The 17,843-nt window shown below is 42.7% G+C and carries 18 protein-coding genes; 5 read left to right on the top strand and 13 right to left on the bottom strand.

The features are described from left to right. Positions 1 to 147: 147 nt before the first annotated feature. The 4 genes from tsf to V7L05_RS09930 form a co-directional block, all read right to left on the bottom strand. Complete coding sequence (gene tsf / locus V7L05_RS09945) at positions 148 to 1,092, bottom strand: translation elongation factor Ts (protein WP_335163999.1); 945 nt, start codon at positions 1,090 to 1,092, stop codon at positions 148 to 150. 388 nt (positions 1,093 to 1,480) lie between these two features. Next, entirely contained in the window at positions 1,481 to 2,275 is a 795-nt protein-coding gene (gene rpsB, locus V7L05_RS09940; RefSeq protein WP_300415762.1) for a 30S ribosomal protein S2, read from the bottom strand. Positions 2,276 to 2,612: 337 nt separating this feature from the next. Beyond that, the gene (locus V7L05_RS09935) at positions 2,613 to 3,374 is read right to left on the bottom strand and encodes a Uma2 family endonuclease (protein WP_335163998.1); all 762 of its coding nucleotides are present in this window, start codon (positions 3,372 to 3,374) and stop codon (positions 2,613 to 2,615) included. Between the two features lie 50 nt (positions 3,375 to 3,424). Then, entirely contained in the window at positions 3,425 to 4,225 is an 801-nt protein-coding gene (locus tag V7L05_RS09930) for an HAD family hydrolase (RefSeq protein ID WP_335163997.1), read from the bottom strand. 105 nt (positions 4,226 to 4,330) lie between these two features. Between V7L05_RS09930 and V7L05_RS09925 the strand changes: the two genes are divergently transcribed. Further along, positions 4,331 to 5,149: a hypothetical protein gene (locus V7L05_RS09925; protein ID WP_335163996.1), complete on the top strand. Its 819-nt coding sequence runs from the start codon at positions 4,331 to 4,333 to the stop codon at positions 5,147 to 5,149. 160 nt (positions 5,150 to 5,309) lie between these two features. Here the strand turns inward: V7L05_RS09925 and V7L05_RS09920 are convergent, their stop codons facing one another. From V7L05_RS09920 to V7L05_RS09910, 3 genes are all read right to left on the bottom strand, one after another. Beyond that, positions 5,310 to 6,017, bottom strand: coding sequence for a DevA family ABC transporter ATP-binding protein (locus V7L05_RS09920; protein ID WP_335164033.1), 708 nt, complete (start codon positions 6,015 to 6,017; stop codon positions 5,310 to 5,312). Positions 6,018 to 6,138: 121 nt separating this feature from the next. Then, a complete protein-coding gene (gene devC, locus V7L05_RS09915; RefSeq protein WP_335163995.1) occupies positions 6,139 to 7,293 on the bottom strand; it encodes an ABC transporter permease DevC in 1,155 nt (384 codons plus the stop codon). 116 nt (positions 7,294 to 7,409) lie between these two features. Then, a complete protein-coding gene (locus V7L05_RS09910) occupies positions 7,410 to 8,834 on the bottom strand; it encodes an HlyD family efflux transporter periplasmic adaptor subunit (RefSeq protein WP_335163994.1) in 1,425 nt (474 codons plus the stop codon). A 376-nt stretch (positions 8,835 to 9,210) separates the two neighbouring features. On the opposite strand from V7L05_RS09910, the gene V7L05_RS09905 reads away from it, so the two are divergent. Beyond that, positions 9,211 to 9,387, top strand: a complete 177-nt coding sequence (locus V7L05_RS09905; RefSeq protein ID WP_335163993.1) for a hypothetical protein — start codon at positions 9,211 to 9,213, stop codon at positions 9,385 to 9,387. 442 nt (positions 9,388 to 9,829) lie between these two features. Here the strand turns inward: V7L05_RS09905 and V7L05_RS09900 are convergent, their stop codons facing one another. From V7L05_RS09900 to psbP, 4 genes are all read right to left on the bottom strand, one after another. Next, a complete protein-coding gene (locus V7L05_RS09900) occupies positions 9,830 to 10,567 on the bottom strand; it encodes a phycocyanobilin:ferredoxin oxidoreductase (RefSeq protein ID WP_335163992.1) in 738 nt (245 codons plus the stop codon). Between the two features lie 151 nt (positions 10,568 to 10,718). Next, positions 10,719 to 11,312 (bottom strand): Maf family protein, encoded by a 594-nt coding sequence (locus V7L05_RS09895; protein WP_335163991.1) that lies wholly within the window; start codon positions 11,310 to 11,312, stop codon positions 10,719 to 10,721. After that, entirely contained in the window at positions 11,239 to 11,457 is a 219-nt protein-coding gene (locus tag V7L05_RS09890; protein ID WP_335163990.1) for a hypothetical protein, read from the bottom strand. The genes V7L05_RS09895 and V7L05_RS09890 overlap by 74 nt, the downstream gene beginning before the upstream one ends. Continuing rightward, entirely contained in the window at positions 11,458 to 12,003 is a 546-nt protein-coding gene (psbP, locus tag V7L05_RS09885; RefSeq protein WP_335163989.1) for a photosystem II reaction center PsbP, read from the bottom strand. Positions 12,004 to 12,687: 684 nt separating this feature from the next. Here psbP and V7L05_RS09880 point away from each other — a divergent pair. From V7L05_RS09880 to V7L05_RS09870, 3 genes are all read left to right on the top strand, one after another. Next, positions 12,688 to 13,842, top strand: coding sequence for a transposase (locus tag V7L05_RS09880; protein ID WP_335163988.1), 1,155 nt, complete (start codon positions 12,688 to 12,690; stop codon positions 13,840 to 13,842). A gap of 104 nt (positions 13,843 to 13,946) precedes the next feature. Then, positions 13,947 to 14,783, top strand: a complete 837-nt coding sequence (dapB, locus tag V7L05_RS09875) for a 4-hydroxy-tetrahydrodipicolinate reductase (RefSeq protein WP_335163987.1) — start codon at positions 13,947 to 13,949, stop codon at positions 14,781 to 14,783. 32 nt (positions 14,784 to 14,815) lie between these two features. Continuing rightward, a complete protein-coding gene (locus tag V7L05_RS09870; RefSeq protein ID WP_335163986.1) occupies positions 14,816 to 15,502 on the top strand; it encodes a phosphate ABC transporter permease in 687 nt (228 codons plus the stop codon). A gap of 203 nt (positions 15,503 to 15,705) precedes the next feature. Here V7L05_RS09870 and V7L05_RS09865 read toward each other — a convergent pair whose 3' ends face one another. Together V7L05_RS09865 and V7L05_RS09860 are read right to left on the bottom strand one after the other, a co-directional pair. Then, positions 15,706 to 17,097, bottom strand: coding sequence for a right-handed parallel beta-helix repeat-containing protein (locus tag V7L05_RS09865; RefSeq protein WP_335163985.1), 1,392 nt, complete (start codon positions 17,095 to 17,097; stop codon positions 15,706 to 15,708). A gap of 100 nt (positions 17,098 to 17,197) precedes the next feature. Further along, entirely contained in the window at positions 17,198 to 17,827 is a 630-nt protein-coding gene (locus V7L05_RS09860; RefSeq protein ID WP_335163984.1) for a precorrin-8X methylmutase, read from the bottom strand. Between the last annotated feature and the right edge of the window lie 16 nt (positions 17,828 to 17,843).

Below are 17,843 nucleotides of genomic sequence, written 5' to 3'. Positions count from 1 at the left end.
TTAAATTAAATGCGATATTTGGCGTCTTTCCTAATAAAATACAGGTCAGGCTATTTGCTTGACCTGTTTGGTAAAGAGTCATTAGTCATTAGTCCTTTGTCCTTGGTAAAGACTAATGACAAATGACCAATGACCAATGACTAAATATTACTTACTGCCCATTTGTGCAGCGACTTCATCAGCAAAGCTAATTTCTTGCTTTTCAATGCCTTCGCCCAGTACATAGCGGACAAAGCGACTAATTTGAATGTCTTCGCCTAATTGCGCCTTCACTTGCTTCACCAAGTCTTCCACAGAAATACTTTGATCGCGAATGTAAGGCTGATCTAGCAAAGCCAATTCTTTCAGGCGTTTTTCAATCCGTCCCTGAACAATCTTTTCTTTGATGTTATCTGGCTTGTTCGCCAAATCATCCTTGCCCATTTCAATGTCTTTTTCCTTTTGGGCAATTTCGCTAGGGATTTGGTCTACACTCACATACTCGACGTTTGGGCAAGCTGCAACTTGCATTGCAGTGTTCCGTGCCAAGCTTTGGAACTCTGAATTAGCAGCCGCTCCCTCAGTTTGGGAACCCAGTTCTACCAATACACCAACTCGGCCACCAGTGTGAATGTAGCTGTCTACTATACCTTGTGTGCCCTCTGCTATTGCAAAATTGACAAAGCGACGCACTTGGATATTTTCACCAAGAGTGGCAATAGTTTGCTTGATGAATTCTTCTACAGTCCCACTTTCATGATCAATATAGGGTTGAGCCAACAAAGACTCAACGCTATCAGCTGTCGCTGCTTGCTTTGCTAGGTTCTTAACTAAGGCTTTAAAAGCCTCGTTACGAGCAACAAAGTCAGTTTGGCAGTTGACTTCTATGAGTACACCCACCCGACCAGCAGGCTGAATGTAGGTGTCCACTAGACCTTCTGCCGCAATGCGATCGCTTTTTTTTCCCGCCGTAGAGATGCCCTTTTTCCGTAGCCAGTCTACGGCTTCTTCTATGTTGCCATCAGTCTCTTTCAGAGCATTTTTGCAGTCCATCATGCCCGCACCAGTTTTTTGGCGTAGCTCTTGGACGAGTTTTGCAGATATTTCCGCCATGTTGCCTCAATTCCTAACTTGACCTCGAGTTTTAATCGCTCACCGAATTTTAGATTTTAAATTTTGGATTTTGGATTGAAGATTCAAAATTAAAAAAGTCTGAAGCCCCCGAAATTTAAACGCGAGAATAAATCTAAAATCCAAAATTAAATGACAGAGCAACTGACTTAATTGCTGGGGTCAATCTAAAATCTAAAATCCAAAATTGTCTCACGGGTGTTGAGTATTTCTATCTTACTCAGGGCTGGGGGAGAAAAAATAATGAAATTATAAGGTATGAGTTTTTTCGCCTCTACCTTAGCCTACGAGTTGCCGCAGGCTAGGGCGGCTTGCTGCTATTATGCCAGCCACCGCCCTCCTTCGGACATTTGCTTCACCCCTACTTTACTTATTCCTCAACTTCCTCGTCGGGAATTACGGCATCAGTATATTCGCTTTCTTCGTAGTCTTCGTCATACTCACCGCCTTCGTAATCTTCGTCATACTCTTCAGCATCCAGCTGACCGTGACGACCTTCATAAATGGCATCCGCCAATTTTCCGACTATCAGCTTAATTGACCTGATAGCATCGTCGTTTGCTGGGATGGGGATATCTACTACATCTGGGTCACAGTTTGTATCCAGCATAGACACAATCGGAATATTCAGCTTTTGGCATTCTTGAACTGCGTTATATTCCCGGCGTTGGTCTACAATTACCACGATATCGGGCACTTTCCGCATTGTTTTAATGCCGCCCAAGTATTTCTGAAGCTTGGTCATTTCCCGACGCAGCATTGAGGCTTCTTTCTTCGGTAATAAATCTAGTGCGCCAGTTTCCTCACGGCGTTCTAAATCTTTCAGGCGGTCTACCCGTGTTTTGATGGTTGCCCAGTTGGTCAACATTCCGCCCAACCAGCGTTGGTTAATGTAGTGGGAACCGCAACGGGTGGCTTCTTGGGCAATAATTCCAGCTGCTTGCCGCTTGGTGCCGACGAAAAGAAATTTCTTCCCTTGTTCTGCGTGCGATCGCATATAGTTGTAGGCATTATCCATCAACTGGGCAGTTTGCACCAAGTCGATAATATGTACACCATTGCGGGAAGTGTAAATGTAAGGAGACATTTTTGGGTTCCAACGCCGGGTCTGATGCCCAAAGTGAACCCCCGACTCCATCATTTGAGCCAATGAAACGACTGGCATATATTTTTTAACTCCGATTCGGGTTAAACCTCCATCCAAGTGCATTTCCCAACTGGAAACACCCGAATTCTTAGATGTGCGAGATTAGTTAACCATACTAGGTTAACATACTATGTTGACATATAAGGTTGACCTATTAGGAAGAGTTGTTGTTGGTTGACAGAGTGAGGGCGAGAAAATAGCGTTGCCCACTCAACAATTGAGCAGCGCTATGGTTATAGTAATGAAAATCTTGCTGTTTTAAACGCCTTCAGCAGCGATCGCCACGCTCATTTATAGTAAAAAATACTCACTATAAAAAGCTTTCCCCTTTCCCCTTCTTTTTCATACGCTGGCGTTACTGAATATTATCGGGGTCTACATTGAGCGATCGCAATCTTGCCTTTAACTGTTCTATCTGCAATTCTGCCTGTTCTGCGCGTTGGCGTTCCTGTTCTGCTCGTTGGTGTTCTTGTTCTGCTCGTTGGCGTTCCTGTTCTACCAGTTCTTCTGCCTGCTGTCTTGCTAAAACTTCCTGCCCTAAAGCCTCTGCCAGTTCATCAGGGATCAGTAATTTTTCCCCTGTATCCTCTCGATAAAACCCAATTAGCCTTCCCTCAACCACCAAACGCAGTTGTAACGGTTCACTACGTCCATCTTGTATGGGTTCGTAGATATCTCCCCGCAGGCGATAGCCACGTAACTGTTGTTCTACCCACTCGCCTTTCGGGTCAAATAGCCAGTATTCTTTGACACCTAGCTGCTCATAGAGGGTCTTTTTGAAGATTTCGTCTTGTCCCTTAGTACCAAAGGATGTCATTTCAAAAATAACTGTAGGTACTTGACCCTCTTCCCAGATTTTATAGTTGTCCCGACCGCCGGGTGCAACATCAAAAATCACCATCACATCTGGAGCTACCCGCAACTTGGGAAAGCCTTGTGCATAGTAAAGAAATTGATTTCCCAATACTGTTGCCTGACGATTTGCCACATACTGTTTCAGGACTTCCAAGGTAGTTAGCAAGGCATAAAGGTGATCGTAGGTTTCTGCCACTGGTTGACCATCAGCACTGGGGTAGAAAATTTCTGATTCGACACTAACAGGTAGAGTAGCCGTCATGGTTGTAAAATCAGTGCTACGAGATTATTGTAGAACAAATGTACCTCTCCCTAACTTGAAATGTGCAAGCTTTTCAAAATATAACTAGATAACTCACAAAATCCTTCCCCTTCGGCAGCAGTGGTAATATAAGCAGGCTGATATTTTAACTGATTCATATATTCCAGCACGTTTGCCACGCCTACAGAAATAGGAAAATAACGCCGATCAAATAAACTTTCATCATTGGGGCTATCGCCAACAGTGACAATTTCTTCTGGTGAATACTGGGGCAAATATTCGCGCAATACCTGCAACAATCCCACAGCTTTATCTTGCCCTTGGGGTTTAATGTGACACTGGACGTTGCTATAGGTAAATCCCCAGCCCATTTGTTGACAGAGATTGTCTAGGGTTTGTAGTTGGTCTTGACGCAAACCAGCTACATCAAAAGTCCAGTCGGTGATGCGAAAGCGATTATCAGCAGATTCTTGGATTTGGGGAAATTTAGTTTGTAAATTCTCAAAAGTCGTAGCCAAGTGCTGGCGATGTTGAGCTAAATCAGGAATGGGTGTTAAGACTACTGGTTTCTGGTTCCCCCCAAGTGGAAAGTACAAACCGCCATTTTCTGCGATCGCACCGGCGACTGGCATAATTGCACTCAATCCACTCACCCACCCAGCAGAACGTCCTGTGACAATCAACACCTTAATGTCAGCTGTTGCTAAATCCTCTAAAGCTTGCAGCAGTGCGGGAGTAAATTTTCCTCGCGTAGTTAGGGTGCCATCCATATCTGTGGCTATCAGCCGAATATTGCTCAGGCTAGTAGATGAAATCTCAGACAGGGCAGGGAGGCTCTGGTGTCTGGACATACGCGGTTTGTAAAAGGCTGTAAAGAATATTAATCATACAGCAAGATGGCATTGAAGATTTGGGCATCCTAAACATCAGGAGTCAAGTTTTTCAGTTTTCCAACCATGCCCACTTCGATCTTTCTTGCCCTACCCTCCGGGACAAAGACTAAAAAGCCATCCCAGGAAGTGCCAGCAAGTAATCCTCAAATACTACCAATAATGGTAGTAACCTCTGGAGTACTGGCTTTAGCCGTGATTGCTTTGATTGTGTATAGTAAGCTCCAGATCAATAAGCTGGAGAAAAAACTTAAGTTTGAACAATTCCGTGCGCGAGAACTAGAGAAAAAATTTAAGCTGGCGCTGGAAACAATTCGCAAAATGGAAACTAATCCCGATTTGGTCAACTCACGGGACTTTAACCTAGATTATCTGCGAATGCGGATGGCAGAGGAGGTCTTTCATTTTACAATCCTTAATCAAGTGAAGATTCAGATCAAAGAGAAAATTACTCAAGCCCTGCGTCCAAATCAAGCACAACTTGGATCAGTCGGAATTGCTAATAGCGCTGGACGGCAAGTAGATGAAATTTTTGATGTCGAGTATGAGACTGGTAGTGCAGGTAACTCTGCCAAGCGAGTGCTGTTTCGCATTCAAGTCCGGTTAACGAAGTTACCGACACAAGCAACTTCTGCGACTATTAGTCAAATTATTGACTGTATAGAAACTTACCTAAGCCCGATAGAAAACGAAGATAGTTGGCAACCAATAATTCAAGGTCGGATTGCTACCATGCATTGGGATCAAAAGGCTAAACCTACGCCTCTATTGGTGCTGGAACAATCGAATGAAGGGGTGAATGTGACTTTTCGTACTAGTCGCCAACCAAATGCCCCAACTCCGCCAAATCCAACTGGAATGAAAAAATCAGGCTCGACTAAATAATAATTATGGCTGTCATTAGTCGTTAGTCATTTGTCCTTTGTAGATACAAATGACCAATGACATAGAAGCTTTGTGCAAGGTAGGATAACCCTTATGAGTAAATAGACTATGTTTATTTGCGTCACAGCTTAGTTATGAGTTATGATTCCTCACTTTGGAATCATGACTGAATAGCTGTATTTGGGGAATTACGGGTTAAAAGACCATCTTCCATTTCTACGATGCGATCGGCTATGTCTAAAATGCGGTTGTCGTGTGTCACTAATAAGATAGTAGTTCCCTGATTTTTGGCTAGACTCTGCATTATTTCCACAACATCGCGTCCTGATTGTTTATCTAATGCTGCTGTTGGTTCGTCTGCTAGCACTAGTGGGGGACGATTCACTAGGGCGCGAGCGATCGCAATTCTTTGTTTTTGTCCACCAGAAAGATTGTCTGGGTAGTAATCTACTCGTTCTTCTAGACCAACTGACCCCAGCATGGCTTTTGATTTAGCCACTGCTTCTGTTTGAGAAATATGATCATTCAATTCTACCGCCATTTGCACATTTTGCTTCGCTGTCAAGAACCCTAGCAAATTGTGAGCTTGGAAAATATAACCAATGTTGCGTCGCATCTGCACTAGTTTGCTTTGACTGACGCCAACGAGTTCTTCACCTAAAAATTTTAAACTTCCTTCTTGTACAGATCGTAAACCACCAATTAAGCTCAGTAATGTTGTTTTACCTGAACCTGATGGCCCGGTCATAATTACAATTTCACCAGGATAAATTTCTAGGTTGATGTCAAATAATATCTGTTTTCTCAGTGCGCCTTTGCCATAGTAGTGATTGAGATTTTTAATGGCAATTACAGGTTCTTGTTTCATCATAAATTTGTTAGTTATAAGTTAGTATTTCCGACACTGGAGTGACTGCAAAAAAAAAATCAATTTTCCTTAATTGTAAGCTCTGGTTATTAACAATATCTTTTAATTAATATTCAATTAATTAAAAGATATCTGCTGGATCGGCAGAGCGTAATTTTCGGACTGCGATCGCACCAGAAATAATACACATCATCATAGTCAAAAACAACACCATTACGGCGCGATCAAAACTCATAAAAACTGGTAGAAGTGTTGCTTTTCTGGCACTATCATACATAAAAAAAGCAAATATTATTCCAGGAAAATAGCCTAAAACTGCTAATAGTAAAGCCTCTTGAAGAATGACTGTCAATAAATAGTTTTGTGTATAGCCTATTGCCTTGAGAGTAGCGTATTCAGCTAAGTGATCTGCAACTTCTGTATAAAGGATTTGATAAACAATCACAGTCCCTACAATGAAACCCATGACAGTCCCTAATGTGAAAATAAACCCAATAGCTGTACTATTTGCCCAATAATTCCGCTCAAAATCAATAAATTCTTGCTTAGTTAAAACATTTACTTCGCTAGGTAAATATTTTCGTAATTCTTGGGCGACAACTTTAGCATCTGCTCCCGGCTTTAATCTAATCAGCCCAATATCAATTAATCCTTGCTGACGATTGGGAAATATCCGCATAAAGTTAATATCACTCGTAATTAAATTACCATCTGCGCCAAATGATGCACCTAATGTAAATAGTCCCCCTACTTTAATTCGTCGCCTTCGCACTTCTGCTGTTACAGTCTTTCCTTGCTCATAATTAGCAGCAATTGGCCCATACTCCACCCTAGAAGAACGGTCAAATAGAACTACATCAGGTAGTTTAAGTTTATCTAAATTCTCCTGAACTCCAGGTAAGTTAACTAGGTTAGTTTCTGGGTTCATTCCAAAGACAAGGATACTACGAGGACGGCCTGTTACAGGATTTTTCCAAATTGTAAAGTCCAAATATATCGGATGTACTGATTGGACTGCGGGTAACTCTAAAGCTTTATATAATCGACGTTGAGAAAAGCTTCTCATCGCCAGTACAGCGCTAGATTGACTGTTAATTAAAACAATATCGCCTTGCAAGCTGTTATGAAATCGAACGTTACTATAATACAGAGCATCCCGGAAACCGAGTTGCATAAACATTAAAATATCAGCAAAAGCAATTCCTGCCAAAGCGACAGCTAGGCGAGTTTTTTCCCTTGTCAGTTGTAGCCACGACAGAGGTATTTTTTGATTCATTTTTTAGGCATCCAAGCACAGTTAAGATAATTCGTAATTCGTAATTCGTAATTAAGAACATTCTCAATCCAAAATAGCAAATCACAAATTGGTATTACTGCTCATCAATAACTGAATTAGTTATTGATGTCGACAACAACTTTAGCGTAAGTTAAACCAGAAACTTTCTGGCTATCTGCTGGAGGTAGAGCAATTTTCACTTCTACAACTCTGGCATCCACATCTGCTGCCGGATCTGTATTCAGCACATCTTTTTTACCAATTTTTCTGCCGATTTCAGTGACAGTTCCCTTTAATTCGCCGCTAAATGCTCCATTATCGCTGGTGATAGTAGCATTTTGACCAATACGCACTTTACCAATGCTGTCTTCGGCGACTTCAGCAATCACAAACATTTGGCTGGTTTGGCCAATTTCAGCAATCCCATTTGCACCGATCGCTTCGCCTGATTTGGTGTAAACTTTTAAAATCTCTCCAGCGATTGGTGCTTGAACGTAGCTCAATCTCAGTTCTGCTTCGGCTTTTCTGACATTTGCGATCGCATTACTAACTTGAGCTTGCGCTACTTGCACATCGGTAGGACTAACATCTAAAATTTTGCTCAGTTTGGCCTTTTCTTCATCGATTTGTCTTTGCAAAGTTGCTAAAGTTTTATCACGGTTAACTTTCGCTTCGATTAGCTGTTGTTGCAAAGTTGCTAAATTTTGGATTTGGTTAGCTCTAGCCTCAGCAAGTTGCTGTCGTAGAGTTGCCAATGTCTGCTTGAGAGTAGCTTGGCTTTCAGCAACCTGCTGATTAGAAGTTATTGCACTCAAGCGTCTTCTGTCCCGCTCTTGCTGAGAAATCGCACCTTCTTTGTATAAAAAATCATAGCGTCCGGCATCGACTTGGGCATTGCGCTGTTCGGCTCGGACACGTCCAATTGTCGCTCTGAGGACATCTCTTTGGCCACTAAGTTCAGCTTCTAGGCGATTCACGGTTGCTTGTTGGACGAGTTTACCACCACTTAACTGAGCTGCAATCCGCGCGATCGTTGCTTGTTGAGCATCCCTTTCCCCAAGTAACTGCGCTTGTAGGCGAGCAATAACTGCTCTTTGGGCTTGAATATCTCTTGGAGATCCGGCTCTGACTTGCGCTAAATTCGCACGGGATTCTTGCACTTTGGCTTTTGCCTCTTCTAGTCCGGCTATTTGGGTATCGCGGTTGTCCAAAATTGCCACAATTTGACCTTGCTTTACCTGTTCACCTTCTTTCACCAGAAGTTGCTGAATTCGTGACGATGGTGCTAATCCTGATGATGGGGCAGACAATTTAACAACTTCACCTCGCGGTTCCAAACGCCCCACAGCACTAATGCTATTAGTAGATGGCATTATGGGTACGGATGTAGTTAGTTTTCTCAGCTGCTCGATTTTGGCTGTACCTAGTATCCCAGCCGCGATTACCACTGGCACAGCAACAGCGATACCCCACCAAATCTTAGGTTGTTCATGATTAAGTGGCTGCTCACTTGGCTTTGGCTTTTCAGTCACCCTTGACATAGTATGTTGCTCGTTTATCTGAATTGTGCTGATGGAAGTAAAAATAAAAGGGTTTTTAATAATCAACAGCCAGCCCTCTAGGACAAACAACAGTGGTTTAAAGCTGGGTATGGCTTAAAATCCATTGTGTGATGAACGCTCAACACTATGGCTTTGCCAAATGGTGTTTATTTGTATGCAATACACTTTGACCTCTTTCTAAATCTCTCTCCTAAAAAGAGAGAAACTTTGAATTTTCCCCCTTCCCGACACGGGAAGGAGTTAGGGGCTTAGGTCTGTATTGAAACCCAGAAACGCTATAATAGCTGGCTATTCAATAACTCTGAGTATGATTGAGACATGAGTGCAATGGGAGCTAGCAGAATTCACAAGCAGTATGAATCTAGATGTCGAGATGCGATATATTACGTCTCTACACAAAATCCTAAATTGGTATGATGCGGTACTTTACTGCCAATACGGTTCGGTTAAGGCAAGAGACGCGATAAATCGCCGTCTCTACAAAGGACTGATTATTGTAAAGACGGCGATTTATCGCGTCTTTGCGATCTAGGGCGTGTCATCAAAAAACCTTATCCGAACCGTATTGACTTTACTGCTACATTCACTACAGCTATAGTTATTCACAAAATTGAAAAGAAACATCAAAAATAGACTGTTGCCTTTGTGGGATACAATCTTGCTACAAAAGTGAGTCTTCCTTAAGTCAATCAACAATTAACTAACTAAAAAATATCTATCAACTTGAGCATTTCTAACATTAGAGTTTCCTTAACTTTCTGGTCAATGAGTTAGCTGTCTCTAGTTACTTACACCTATCAAGACAACAAACCATTTTGTGATATTCGCTTCAAAGACCTTACTATTCTCCCTGGTGCTGTTTTGGGACTCCATTAAACTCTCGTTGAATGAATTCTACATTTATCCGTTATCGGAAAACGTAACAGAGCCTACAGATGGGGGAGATGGGGAAGATGAGGGAGATGGGGGGATGATTAATTTGGGAGGTCGAATAAAACTGTGGTCATGTAATGTTCTGCCCAAGCTGGGCCAAAGGCTTTTTCTAGTACGCGGCGGGTTTTATCATTTTGCTGCTGTTTGGTGCAGTAGTTGTGTTGTCCGGCGAGATTTTGTGTGACTTGTTCAACTGAAACAGGATGTGAAGCGATCGCTTGGGTGCAATGAATGTCTAAAAATTCTCGCACCCGCGCGAGAAACATTGTTTCTTCTTCTGGGGAACTGGGGCGCACAAAGATGCAAAAATCCGAAAAAATATTTCCCCATTCAGGTAATTCACGAGGTTGGGAAAAGTTAAGCACTGTTAACTGTGTCAGTGCAGAAGTATAAGCTTCTGGTAAGGTACGCTCTAATTGAATCGGTGAAAGGTCGGCGATCGCAGCACTAATTTGACCTCTACCTCCAACTAAATCGCAACCAAACATCGGCAGGTTGTATTCTGGACGGGGAAACATGACACAGTGCAGAATATCCAGCATATTTCCGATTTTTGCCAGTTCCAAGTGCATTTTCCGAAACTGGGGCGTTTGATAGCAGCGATTTTCAATCGTCAGTTTTTCGCCTTCTAGTCTACCTTCCACATACCCCAACTCATCAGGCAAATGGTAGGGCGATAGATCCAGGTGCTGATGCCAAACTGCCTCAATACAATCAGCTAGCTGACGAATTAGGGGATGTTGTTGCTCACGCAGCGAGGGCATAGAAGTAAATGACATATTCTAGTTGGGAATGCGATCTAGTGGCCAGTCTACAACCTGTCGTGCCATACCTGTTATGGACTGCAATATAAGCAAACACTTTAGGGGATTGGGCATTGGGGATTGGGCATGGGGCATTGGGCATTTACTAATGACTAATGACTAATGACTATTGCCACAAATCAGTGACATCGTATCCCAATTCGTCTAGCATGTGCCGCAGCAGGGGTAAACTCAGTCCAATTACATTGCTGTGACAGCCTTCGATTTTTTCCACGAAGAAACTACCAAAACCCTCAATGGCAAAGGCACCAGCACACTTGAGGGGTTCACCTGTCGCAACATAGGCTTGAATGGCGCGATCGCTCATTTGAGCAAAGTAAACTCTTGTGACTTGAGACTTGACTAAAGTGCGATTTTGGTCTAAGTCAATTAAGGCATGACCTGTGTACAAATCGCCAAAGTTACCTTGCATTATCTGCCACCGGGCGATCGCTTCCGAGATGTCTGGTGGTTTACCGTAAATTTCACCATTGATGGACAAAACTGAATCACAACCTATAATCAAAGCCGATTCAAACTGCGGGGCTACAGTTTCCGCCTTATATTGTGCAAGAGTTTTGACCAATTCTGCTGGTTCACTTAGTTCAATTTGCGACTCATCAAACTCACTGGGTTTAACTATTGCTTCAATACCAACAGTTTGCAGCAAGCGGCGACGGGCTGGGGAAGCTGAGGCAAGTACAAAAGGTGGAATTTTCATGATCTGAAAAACTTGGTAACTGGACATTGGGCATGGGGCATGGGGCATGGGGCATTGGGCATTGCTTATTTCTCTTCATCTCCCTCATCTCCCTCATCTCCCTCATCTCCCTCATCTCCCTCACTCCCCACTCCCCACTCCCCAATTAATAAACAGAAAAAGAATTGACAACCTCATCAATCATTCGTTTAACTCTCTGCCAGCGTTTTTCAGGAATTGAGGCGTTGAAGGTAAAAAGTTTACCACGGCTAACAGCGACGCTGGCGATGTTGTGTCGTTGCTGTTGATTGGGGAGTTTAACCTCATACTCTAAAAGGTAGTATATTTTACCGTCTACTTCTCGCTGTGCGGCATTGATTAATTCAGCCGAACGACCAGAGTCAGGAGGCGCGAGAGCAGCTTTTCCTAATTTATATCCTACTTCTGTTGGGGTTCCCAACTCTGACAAAGTTTTGCCTTCTGGAACTGGGCTAATCACAACGGAAACATTTTCCGACACCTCAATCAAATCGTGGAAAACCACATCTGGCCCGTTGGCAACTTTAACTGGCAGCCAGCCGTTAGGATATAAAAACTGATAGCCATCACTACTGTCTACAAAGCTTTTGAGTCCAGCCGCAGCCGCTACACCAGAATTACTCAGGCTGAAGCTCAACACCAATAGCAAAATTAATACAATTCGTTTCCACATTTCTACAGATTCCTTTGGGCTGGAGATAACACAAGGCTTGCATCATTTCTCGTCCTTATTCTCCCACCAACCGGGACGCTTCGGATGACCGATTAATTGATGGAGACCGATCAATGCCCAAATGTCGGCAAATGCTCTCTAGTGTATCGCCTTACTGATCAAGTAGTGTCAAATGCATCAGCGTAACTTGTCGTAGACATCGCTTACCCGCCTCAGAATGAATTCCCAGGCTAATAGCGAAAGTCATCTCAAAGATGATTAAATACAGCAGAATTCAGCAGCGGAGCCGGAGACGCTCCGCCGAGGCATCAGAATGGGCTACGCCCCCCTGCGCTAACAGGAGAACAGGCTTTATACCTGACTTTGAGAGGAATCGTTGTGTACTTCACTTTCCTTGAAAACCTCTGTAAATAGTAACTACTAAAAAAACGTGATCTCGACAAGCCTTATTTGACCTCTCAAGAGCAGCCCCTCTCCGACGCCCAGAGGGGAGCAAAAAGCTGAATTTTTCGTTGCTCCTCCCTTTCTGCTTGCCTAACGGCAGGCTGACGCCAACGGAGAGGTTCATCGAAAAAGTCTTTACGAGTCGTGAAGCGTAAAGCCCCCGTGTTTTTAACCGGGGGATATAAGCGAACAGGATAAATTTATTTATCCATATCTTACCTAATACTGTAAGATAAGTTTATGGCAAAACTAGCACTAACACTAAAACTTTCTTTTTACCGACTAAACCAAATAAAAGCACTTGAGTTTGAACGTATGACAATGGTTAACACTCAAGTTGCTAACAATTTGTTATTAGTCGATAAAAAAGAACGTAAAAAGTTAACTAGTTCTGCTTTTCGTCATATAGAAATTGGTTCAGCCTGGATTAATCAAACAATCCGCAACACTAATGCTAAAACGAAAGTAAAGCATTTTAAGCGGATGTGGCTAGAAGTGAATAACCAAAACTTTGAAATATCCAAGCAAGGCAAATTCTACACCGTTGCTTTTAACTTGTTAAGAGGGCGGAAAGGGCGAATACCTCTTGATATTCATTCAGCTTCGCATACGGATACATTAGATAAGATTATTTCTGGAGCCGCTAAACTTGGTTCGCTGAAATTATGTAAATCTAAAAAGGGTATCTGGTATGCACTGATATCTGTATCGATGGATGTTCCCAATGCAGGTGAAGTTAAAGGTTGGATTGGAGTAGATAGAGGTCAAAATAATATTGCTGTTGCTGCATTACCCAAAGGGTTTGGTAGGTTTTGGAAGGGTGGTCGAGTTAAGGAATTGAGACGGCAGTTTCAACGCACTCGGCGCAAACTACAAAATGCTAAACAACTTAAGGAAGTAAAGCGACTAGAGCAACGTGAAAGACGTATCATGACCCATGTTAACCATGTCATTTCAAAGCAATTGGTACAGTTTGCCCAAGACTTTGGAATGGGATTGCGGTTTGAAGATTTGTCTGGTTGCCGTCAGACAATGAAGCAAAAGAAAAAAACAAAATCTGATGCTGCCAATAACCGTGATAGTTGGGCATTCTATCAGCTTGAATTATTTACCAGATACAAAGCGATTCGTGCAGGTATATCAGTTGAGTCTATACCAGCCCCATATACCAGTAAATCTGATCACCGTAATGGTGTATTAGGAGTACGGAATGGAGATTGGTTTCGGGGCTTTGATGGGTATAGGTGCAATGCTGATTGGAATGCTAGTCAAAATATTGGTCAATGGTTAGGTTTTTCATGCCCTCTGAGTCTTCAGAAAGCTGTAGTTGCAATAGCTACAGTTGATGTAGAGGGTGCGGTCAATGACAGTCCGTTAACAAGTGTTGCGTCTTAGCGGGTGGATTTATCCCCCGCTAAGACAACCGCTAGAATCGCCGTCAATAAATTGGCGGCGAGTGTCAAAATTCCCTTGTTGACTCAAAAAGTATTTCTCAACCTATGACGAATCAATCTCCTATCCCGGTTATTGTCAACGGTGCTGCTGGTAAAATGGGACGTGAGGTGGTTAAGGCGGTGGCGCAAGCACCTGACTTAAACCTCGTGGGTGCAATTGACCACAGTCCCGAACATCAAGATAAAGACGCTGGAGAGTTGGCGGGTTTAAGCGAACCCCTGGAAGTGCCAATTACCAATCAATTAGAACCGATGTTAGGGTATGTGGCTGGCGATAGACAGTCTCCTCCAGGTGTGATTGTAGACTTTACCCATCCCGATTCAGTTTATGACAATATTCGTAGTGCGATCGCCTACGGGATTCGTCCTGTAGTCGGCACCACTGGGTTAAGTCCAGAACAAATTCAAGACTTGGCAGACTTTGCCGACAAAGCTAGCACTGGTTGTCTAATTATTCCTAACTTCTCCATTGGGATGGTGCTGTTGCAACAAGCCGCAATCATCGCCTCCAAATATTTTGACCATGTGGAAATTATCGAACTGCATCACAACCAAAAAGCTGATGCCCCCAGTGGTACTGCCATTCAAACGGCGCAGTTACTAGGAGAATTGGGTAAAACTTTTAACCCGGCTCTTGTAAAAGAAACGGAGAAATTACCAGGAGCCAGAGGCAGTATAGCAGAGGAAGGGATTAGAATTCATAGCATTCGCTTGCCAGGATTGATTGCCCATCAGGAAGTTATTTTTGGCGCACCGGGACAGATTTATACTTTACGACATGATACCAGCGATCGCGCTTGTTATATGCCAGGAGTGCTATTAGCGATTCGCAAAGTCTTAGCGCTAAAGTCGTTAGTATATGGATTAGAAAAGATACTTTAAACCAATTCTTCAGCATTCATCACTCAGCACTCATGTTAGTACCACTGACTCGCCAGAAATTTGAACAAGTTGTCCCCCTAATTGCCACTGGTTTGCAGTACAAGTACTACTGGGGGAAGTTCTCAAATTTTTTGCAACGGCTGTTAATTTCTGTAGTTGCCGTAGTTGCTATTTTGCTTGTAACATTCGTTTTCAAACTTGAGTTTGCTTCAATAGTATTTGTGCTAGGGGTAGTTAGCGCTTTTTTTTGGCTGTGGTATCCAGTGTTTCAAGCAAGTATGCGGAATTTGCAATGCCGCCGTTATAAATACGGCGGCTTTTTCCGTGGTCGAGTGCTAGATTGGTGGATTACAGACCAGTTGATGGGTAAAACCGAAACAGTCAACAACAAAGGCGAATTGGTAATTGTAGAAAACCGAGAAAAACAGATTAACTTAGAGGTGGGTGATGACACAGGATTTAGGATTGAGTTTGTAGCACCATTACGTTCTGCCCACAAAGTTATTAATCGCGGCCAAATTGCAGAAATGGTAGTGATGTCAAATCGCCCAGATTTGAGCAGTATTGAAGAATTCAGCGATATATACTTTCCCACTCGTAACCTCTGGGTCAGCGATTATCCTTATCTGCGACGAGATTTCTTTAATGAAATCGGTCAGCGCTTGCGTGAAGACCAAGAACAAAAGTCGCGTCGGCGGCGTGGTAGACTAGAGGATTGAAGAAGTGAAGCAGGCAGCAGGATGTAATCAGTATGGGCTGGGAGCATCTCAGTGAAAGCAAATATACCAGATGAGAAAAAAGATTCTTGCTCCCTCTCCTTAGTAAGGAGAGGGTTGGGGTGAGGTTTTACAAGGCTTTTTACACTCATTGAGATGCTCCCGTATGGGCTTCTCTTTTCTGCCCTATACTTCCTGCCTTTTTGCTAACGAGAACATCCCACTTTGATGAGTTTTCCTTCCAAACGATAAGTTACTGTTCCACAAACAAAACCTGCCGACTTAGACTCTACATAAGTCTGCCTTGGCGGATTTTGTTTATCTAGCCGCGATTTCCAATCGCCAGATATTTTTTCTAGAGTGGGATGCTTACTTAAAAACTCTGAGTCTGCAACAATATCGTGAGGACCCTTAACACTTATCTTAGAACTATTAATGTAGATATTATAATCATAAATAACGTTTTGATTTCTAATGTTAATATTAATATCCTTGCCCGGAAAAGCATAGAGAATATTATTTAAAATTTTGACATCAGATGACGTATGAGCATATATTTGCGCGCCTTTAATTTCTGGACTCTGATTATTTAAAACAGCAGTGTTATTTACAATATCAACATGCTCACTTAAAAATGCATGAATACCTGAACCACCATTATTAAATGTCAGATTGTTTTTAACTAAAGTACGTCCTGTATATGCAGCCAAGTTGGGGTTATGATCATTTCTGGAACTATCGATAATAATGCCATTACCGTCTGTGATCTTTCCCACTGCAATCCAAGGGATGTACATACGATTGTTGTAGCTCTTGTTGTTAGTTACAAACATCTTGTACCCCCGGTTGTTGTCATAATTCCAATTGCTCAACATCGAAATACCACTATTACCATAAACTGAGTACCAGGCATTATTGAACACAGTGTTATTATCCACCTTCACATAATCAGCCTCGATTACTGTAATACCTGCTCCTCCACAGTCATGCACTTTGTTGTTCAGAATACGGATGTGATGAACATAACCATTGGTTCGTCCATCAATGGTTATGCAATTTCCGCTCGTCAGTGGGTTTTGTTTGTTAGTCTTCTGACTCATCGCATAATTAAGGGTTACATTGGCATTGTTCCCAATGACCTCTAGCCCATTTATTTCGATATATGAAGCTCCATTTGAAACCAGGATACCGTTCCATGTATTGTGCTGAATTTTTGGGAAATGCCCAGGATATGCTTTATACCTAATCCATGCTTTGGCATTTCCAGAACGTTTAATATTTACTACACTCCCAGCTTTGGGTAAATTTGTGTATACTCCGTTCATAATCAATACTGTGTCGCCAGGGTTAGTCATATCTGCCGCCTTTTGAATTGTCCTAAAGGCGGATGAAGAAGAAACTCCACTATTTTTGTCGTTTCCAGCACCACTAACATAGTATGTTTTCGGAGTCGCGTTAGTGCTGATTAGTTCGCGGCTGGTAGTGGATACCTGACGGGCGTTTTCAAAATGTACTTTTATCCATTCTCCCCCAGCCAAAAGACTTAATATCACGGGAATTGCCAGATATACTTTTAAACTGAAACCTTGAATTACCACAAGAAAAGGCTCCTTTCTCGGCACTACTTAACAAAAATATCAGGATATTCAATACTTTTAAATAGTATTTGGCATAAAAGGTACGATCAAGCCGACTTTTCTAACTCCCCCGATTTCCATCTTGCCCATAGGCTTGCCATGCCAAGTCTACCAATCCATCAACGATCGCAGCTGCTACAACTGCATTACCTTTGCGACTGTCAATTGTAATGTGAGGCACTAAAGAATCTCGTAAGCGCTCCTTCGCTTCATCAACATTTACAAATCCCACTGGAGTCGCAATTATCAAAGCAGGTCTAATTTCCTCAGCTTCAATTAAATCCACCAGTGCTGTTAGTGCTGTTTGGGCTTGACCCACCACAAAAATGCCCTCTGGATAACGCTTTGCTAAGGTTTCTATTCCCCATGCGGCGCGAGTTTTTTCTTTTTGAGGGCGTGTCAGAGCTTCCATACTGCAATACACCGGATTGGCAAAGGTATTTTGAATCTCAGAGGCAATACCTACTTGTACCATCGGCACATCGACCACAATCGTGGTACGCGCGGCTAGCGCTGCGGCTCCAGCTTGCAAGGCACGCTCAGAAAAGCGAATCAAAGACTTATACTCAAAGTCAGCCGTGGCGTAGATTACCCGACGGACAATCTCATACTCTGCGGGTGAAAATACATGATTATCAATTTCGCTATCAATAATTGCTAAACTTTGAGCATCAGTTACGTGCCATTCCATTTTTGTTGAGCTTCTC

Origin of the sequence: Nostoc sp., from assembly GCF_036917755.1 — a bacterium.
In the GTDB taxonomy this organism is placed as follows: Bacteria; Cyanobacteriota; Cyanobacteriia; order Cyanobacteriales; family Nostocaceae; genus Nostoc.
The sequence above is the reverse complement of the archived record's forward strand: the minus strand, read 5'-3'. Positions and strand labels throughout refer to the sequence as shown.

Coding starts and splice junctions, on each gene's coding strand:
- tsf (WP_335163999.1), bottom strand. CDS start 1,092: ATGGCGGAAATATCTGCAAAACTCGTCCAAGAGCTACGCCAAAAAACT.
- rpsB (WP_300415762.1), bottom strand. CDS start 2,275: ATGCCAGTCGTTTCATTGGCTCAAATGATGGAGTCGGGGGTTCACTTT.
- V7L05_RS09935 (WP_335163998.1), bottom strand. CDS start 3,374: ATGACGGCTACTCTACCTGTTAGTGTCGAATCAGAAATTTTCTACCCC.
- V7L05_RS09930 (WP_335163997.1), bottom strand. CDS start 4,225: ATGTCCAGACACCAGAGCCTCCCTGCCCTGTCTGAGATTTCATCTACT.
- V7L05_RS09925 (WP_335163996.1), top strand. CDS start 4,331: ATGCCCACTTCGATCTTTCTTGCCCTACCCTCCGGGACAAAGACTAAA.
- V7L05_RS09920 (WP_335164033.1), bottom strand. CDS start 6,017: ATGAAACAAGAACCTGTAATTGCCATTAAAAATCTCAATCACTACTAT.
- devC (WP_335163995.1), bottom strand. CDS start 7,293: ATGAATCAAAAAATACCTCTGTCGTGGCTACAACTGACAAGGGAAAAA.
- V7L05_RS09910 (WP_335163994.1), bottom strand. CDS start 8,834: ATGTCAAGGGTGACTGAAAAGCCAAAGCCAAGTGAGCAGCCACTTAAT.
- V7L05_RS09905 (WP_335163993.1), top strand. CDS start 9,211: ATGAATCTAGATGTCGAGATGCGATATATTACGTCTCTACACAAAATC.
- V7L05_RS09900 (WP_335163992.1), bottom strand. CDS start 10,567: ATGTCATTTACTTCTATGCCCTCGCTGCGTGAGCAACAACATCCCCTA.
- V7L05_RS09895 (WP_335163991.1), bottom strand. CDS start 11,312: ATGAAAATTCCACCTTTTGTACTTGCCTCAGCTTCCCCAGCCCGTCGC.
- psbP (WP_335163989.1), bottom strand. CDS start 12,003: ATGTGGAAACGAATTGTATTAATTTTGCTATTGGTGTTGAGCTTCAGC.
- V7L05_RS09880 (WP_335163988.1), top strand. CDS start 12,688: ATGGCAAAACTAGCACTAACACTAAAACTTTCTTTTTACCGACTAAAC.
- dapB (WP_335163987.1), top strand. CDS start 13,947: ATGACGAATCAATCTCCTATCCCGGTTATTGTCAACGGTGCTGCTGGT.
- V7L05_RS09870 (WP_335163986.1), top strand. CDS start 14,816: ATGTTAGTACCACTGACTCGCCAGAAATTTGAACAAGTTGTCCCCCTA.
- V7L05_RS09860 (WP_335163984.1), bottom strand. CDS start 17,827: ATGGAATGGCACGTAACTGATGCTCAAAGTTTAGCAATTATTGATAGC.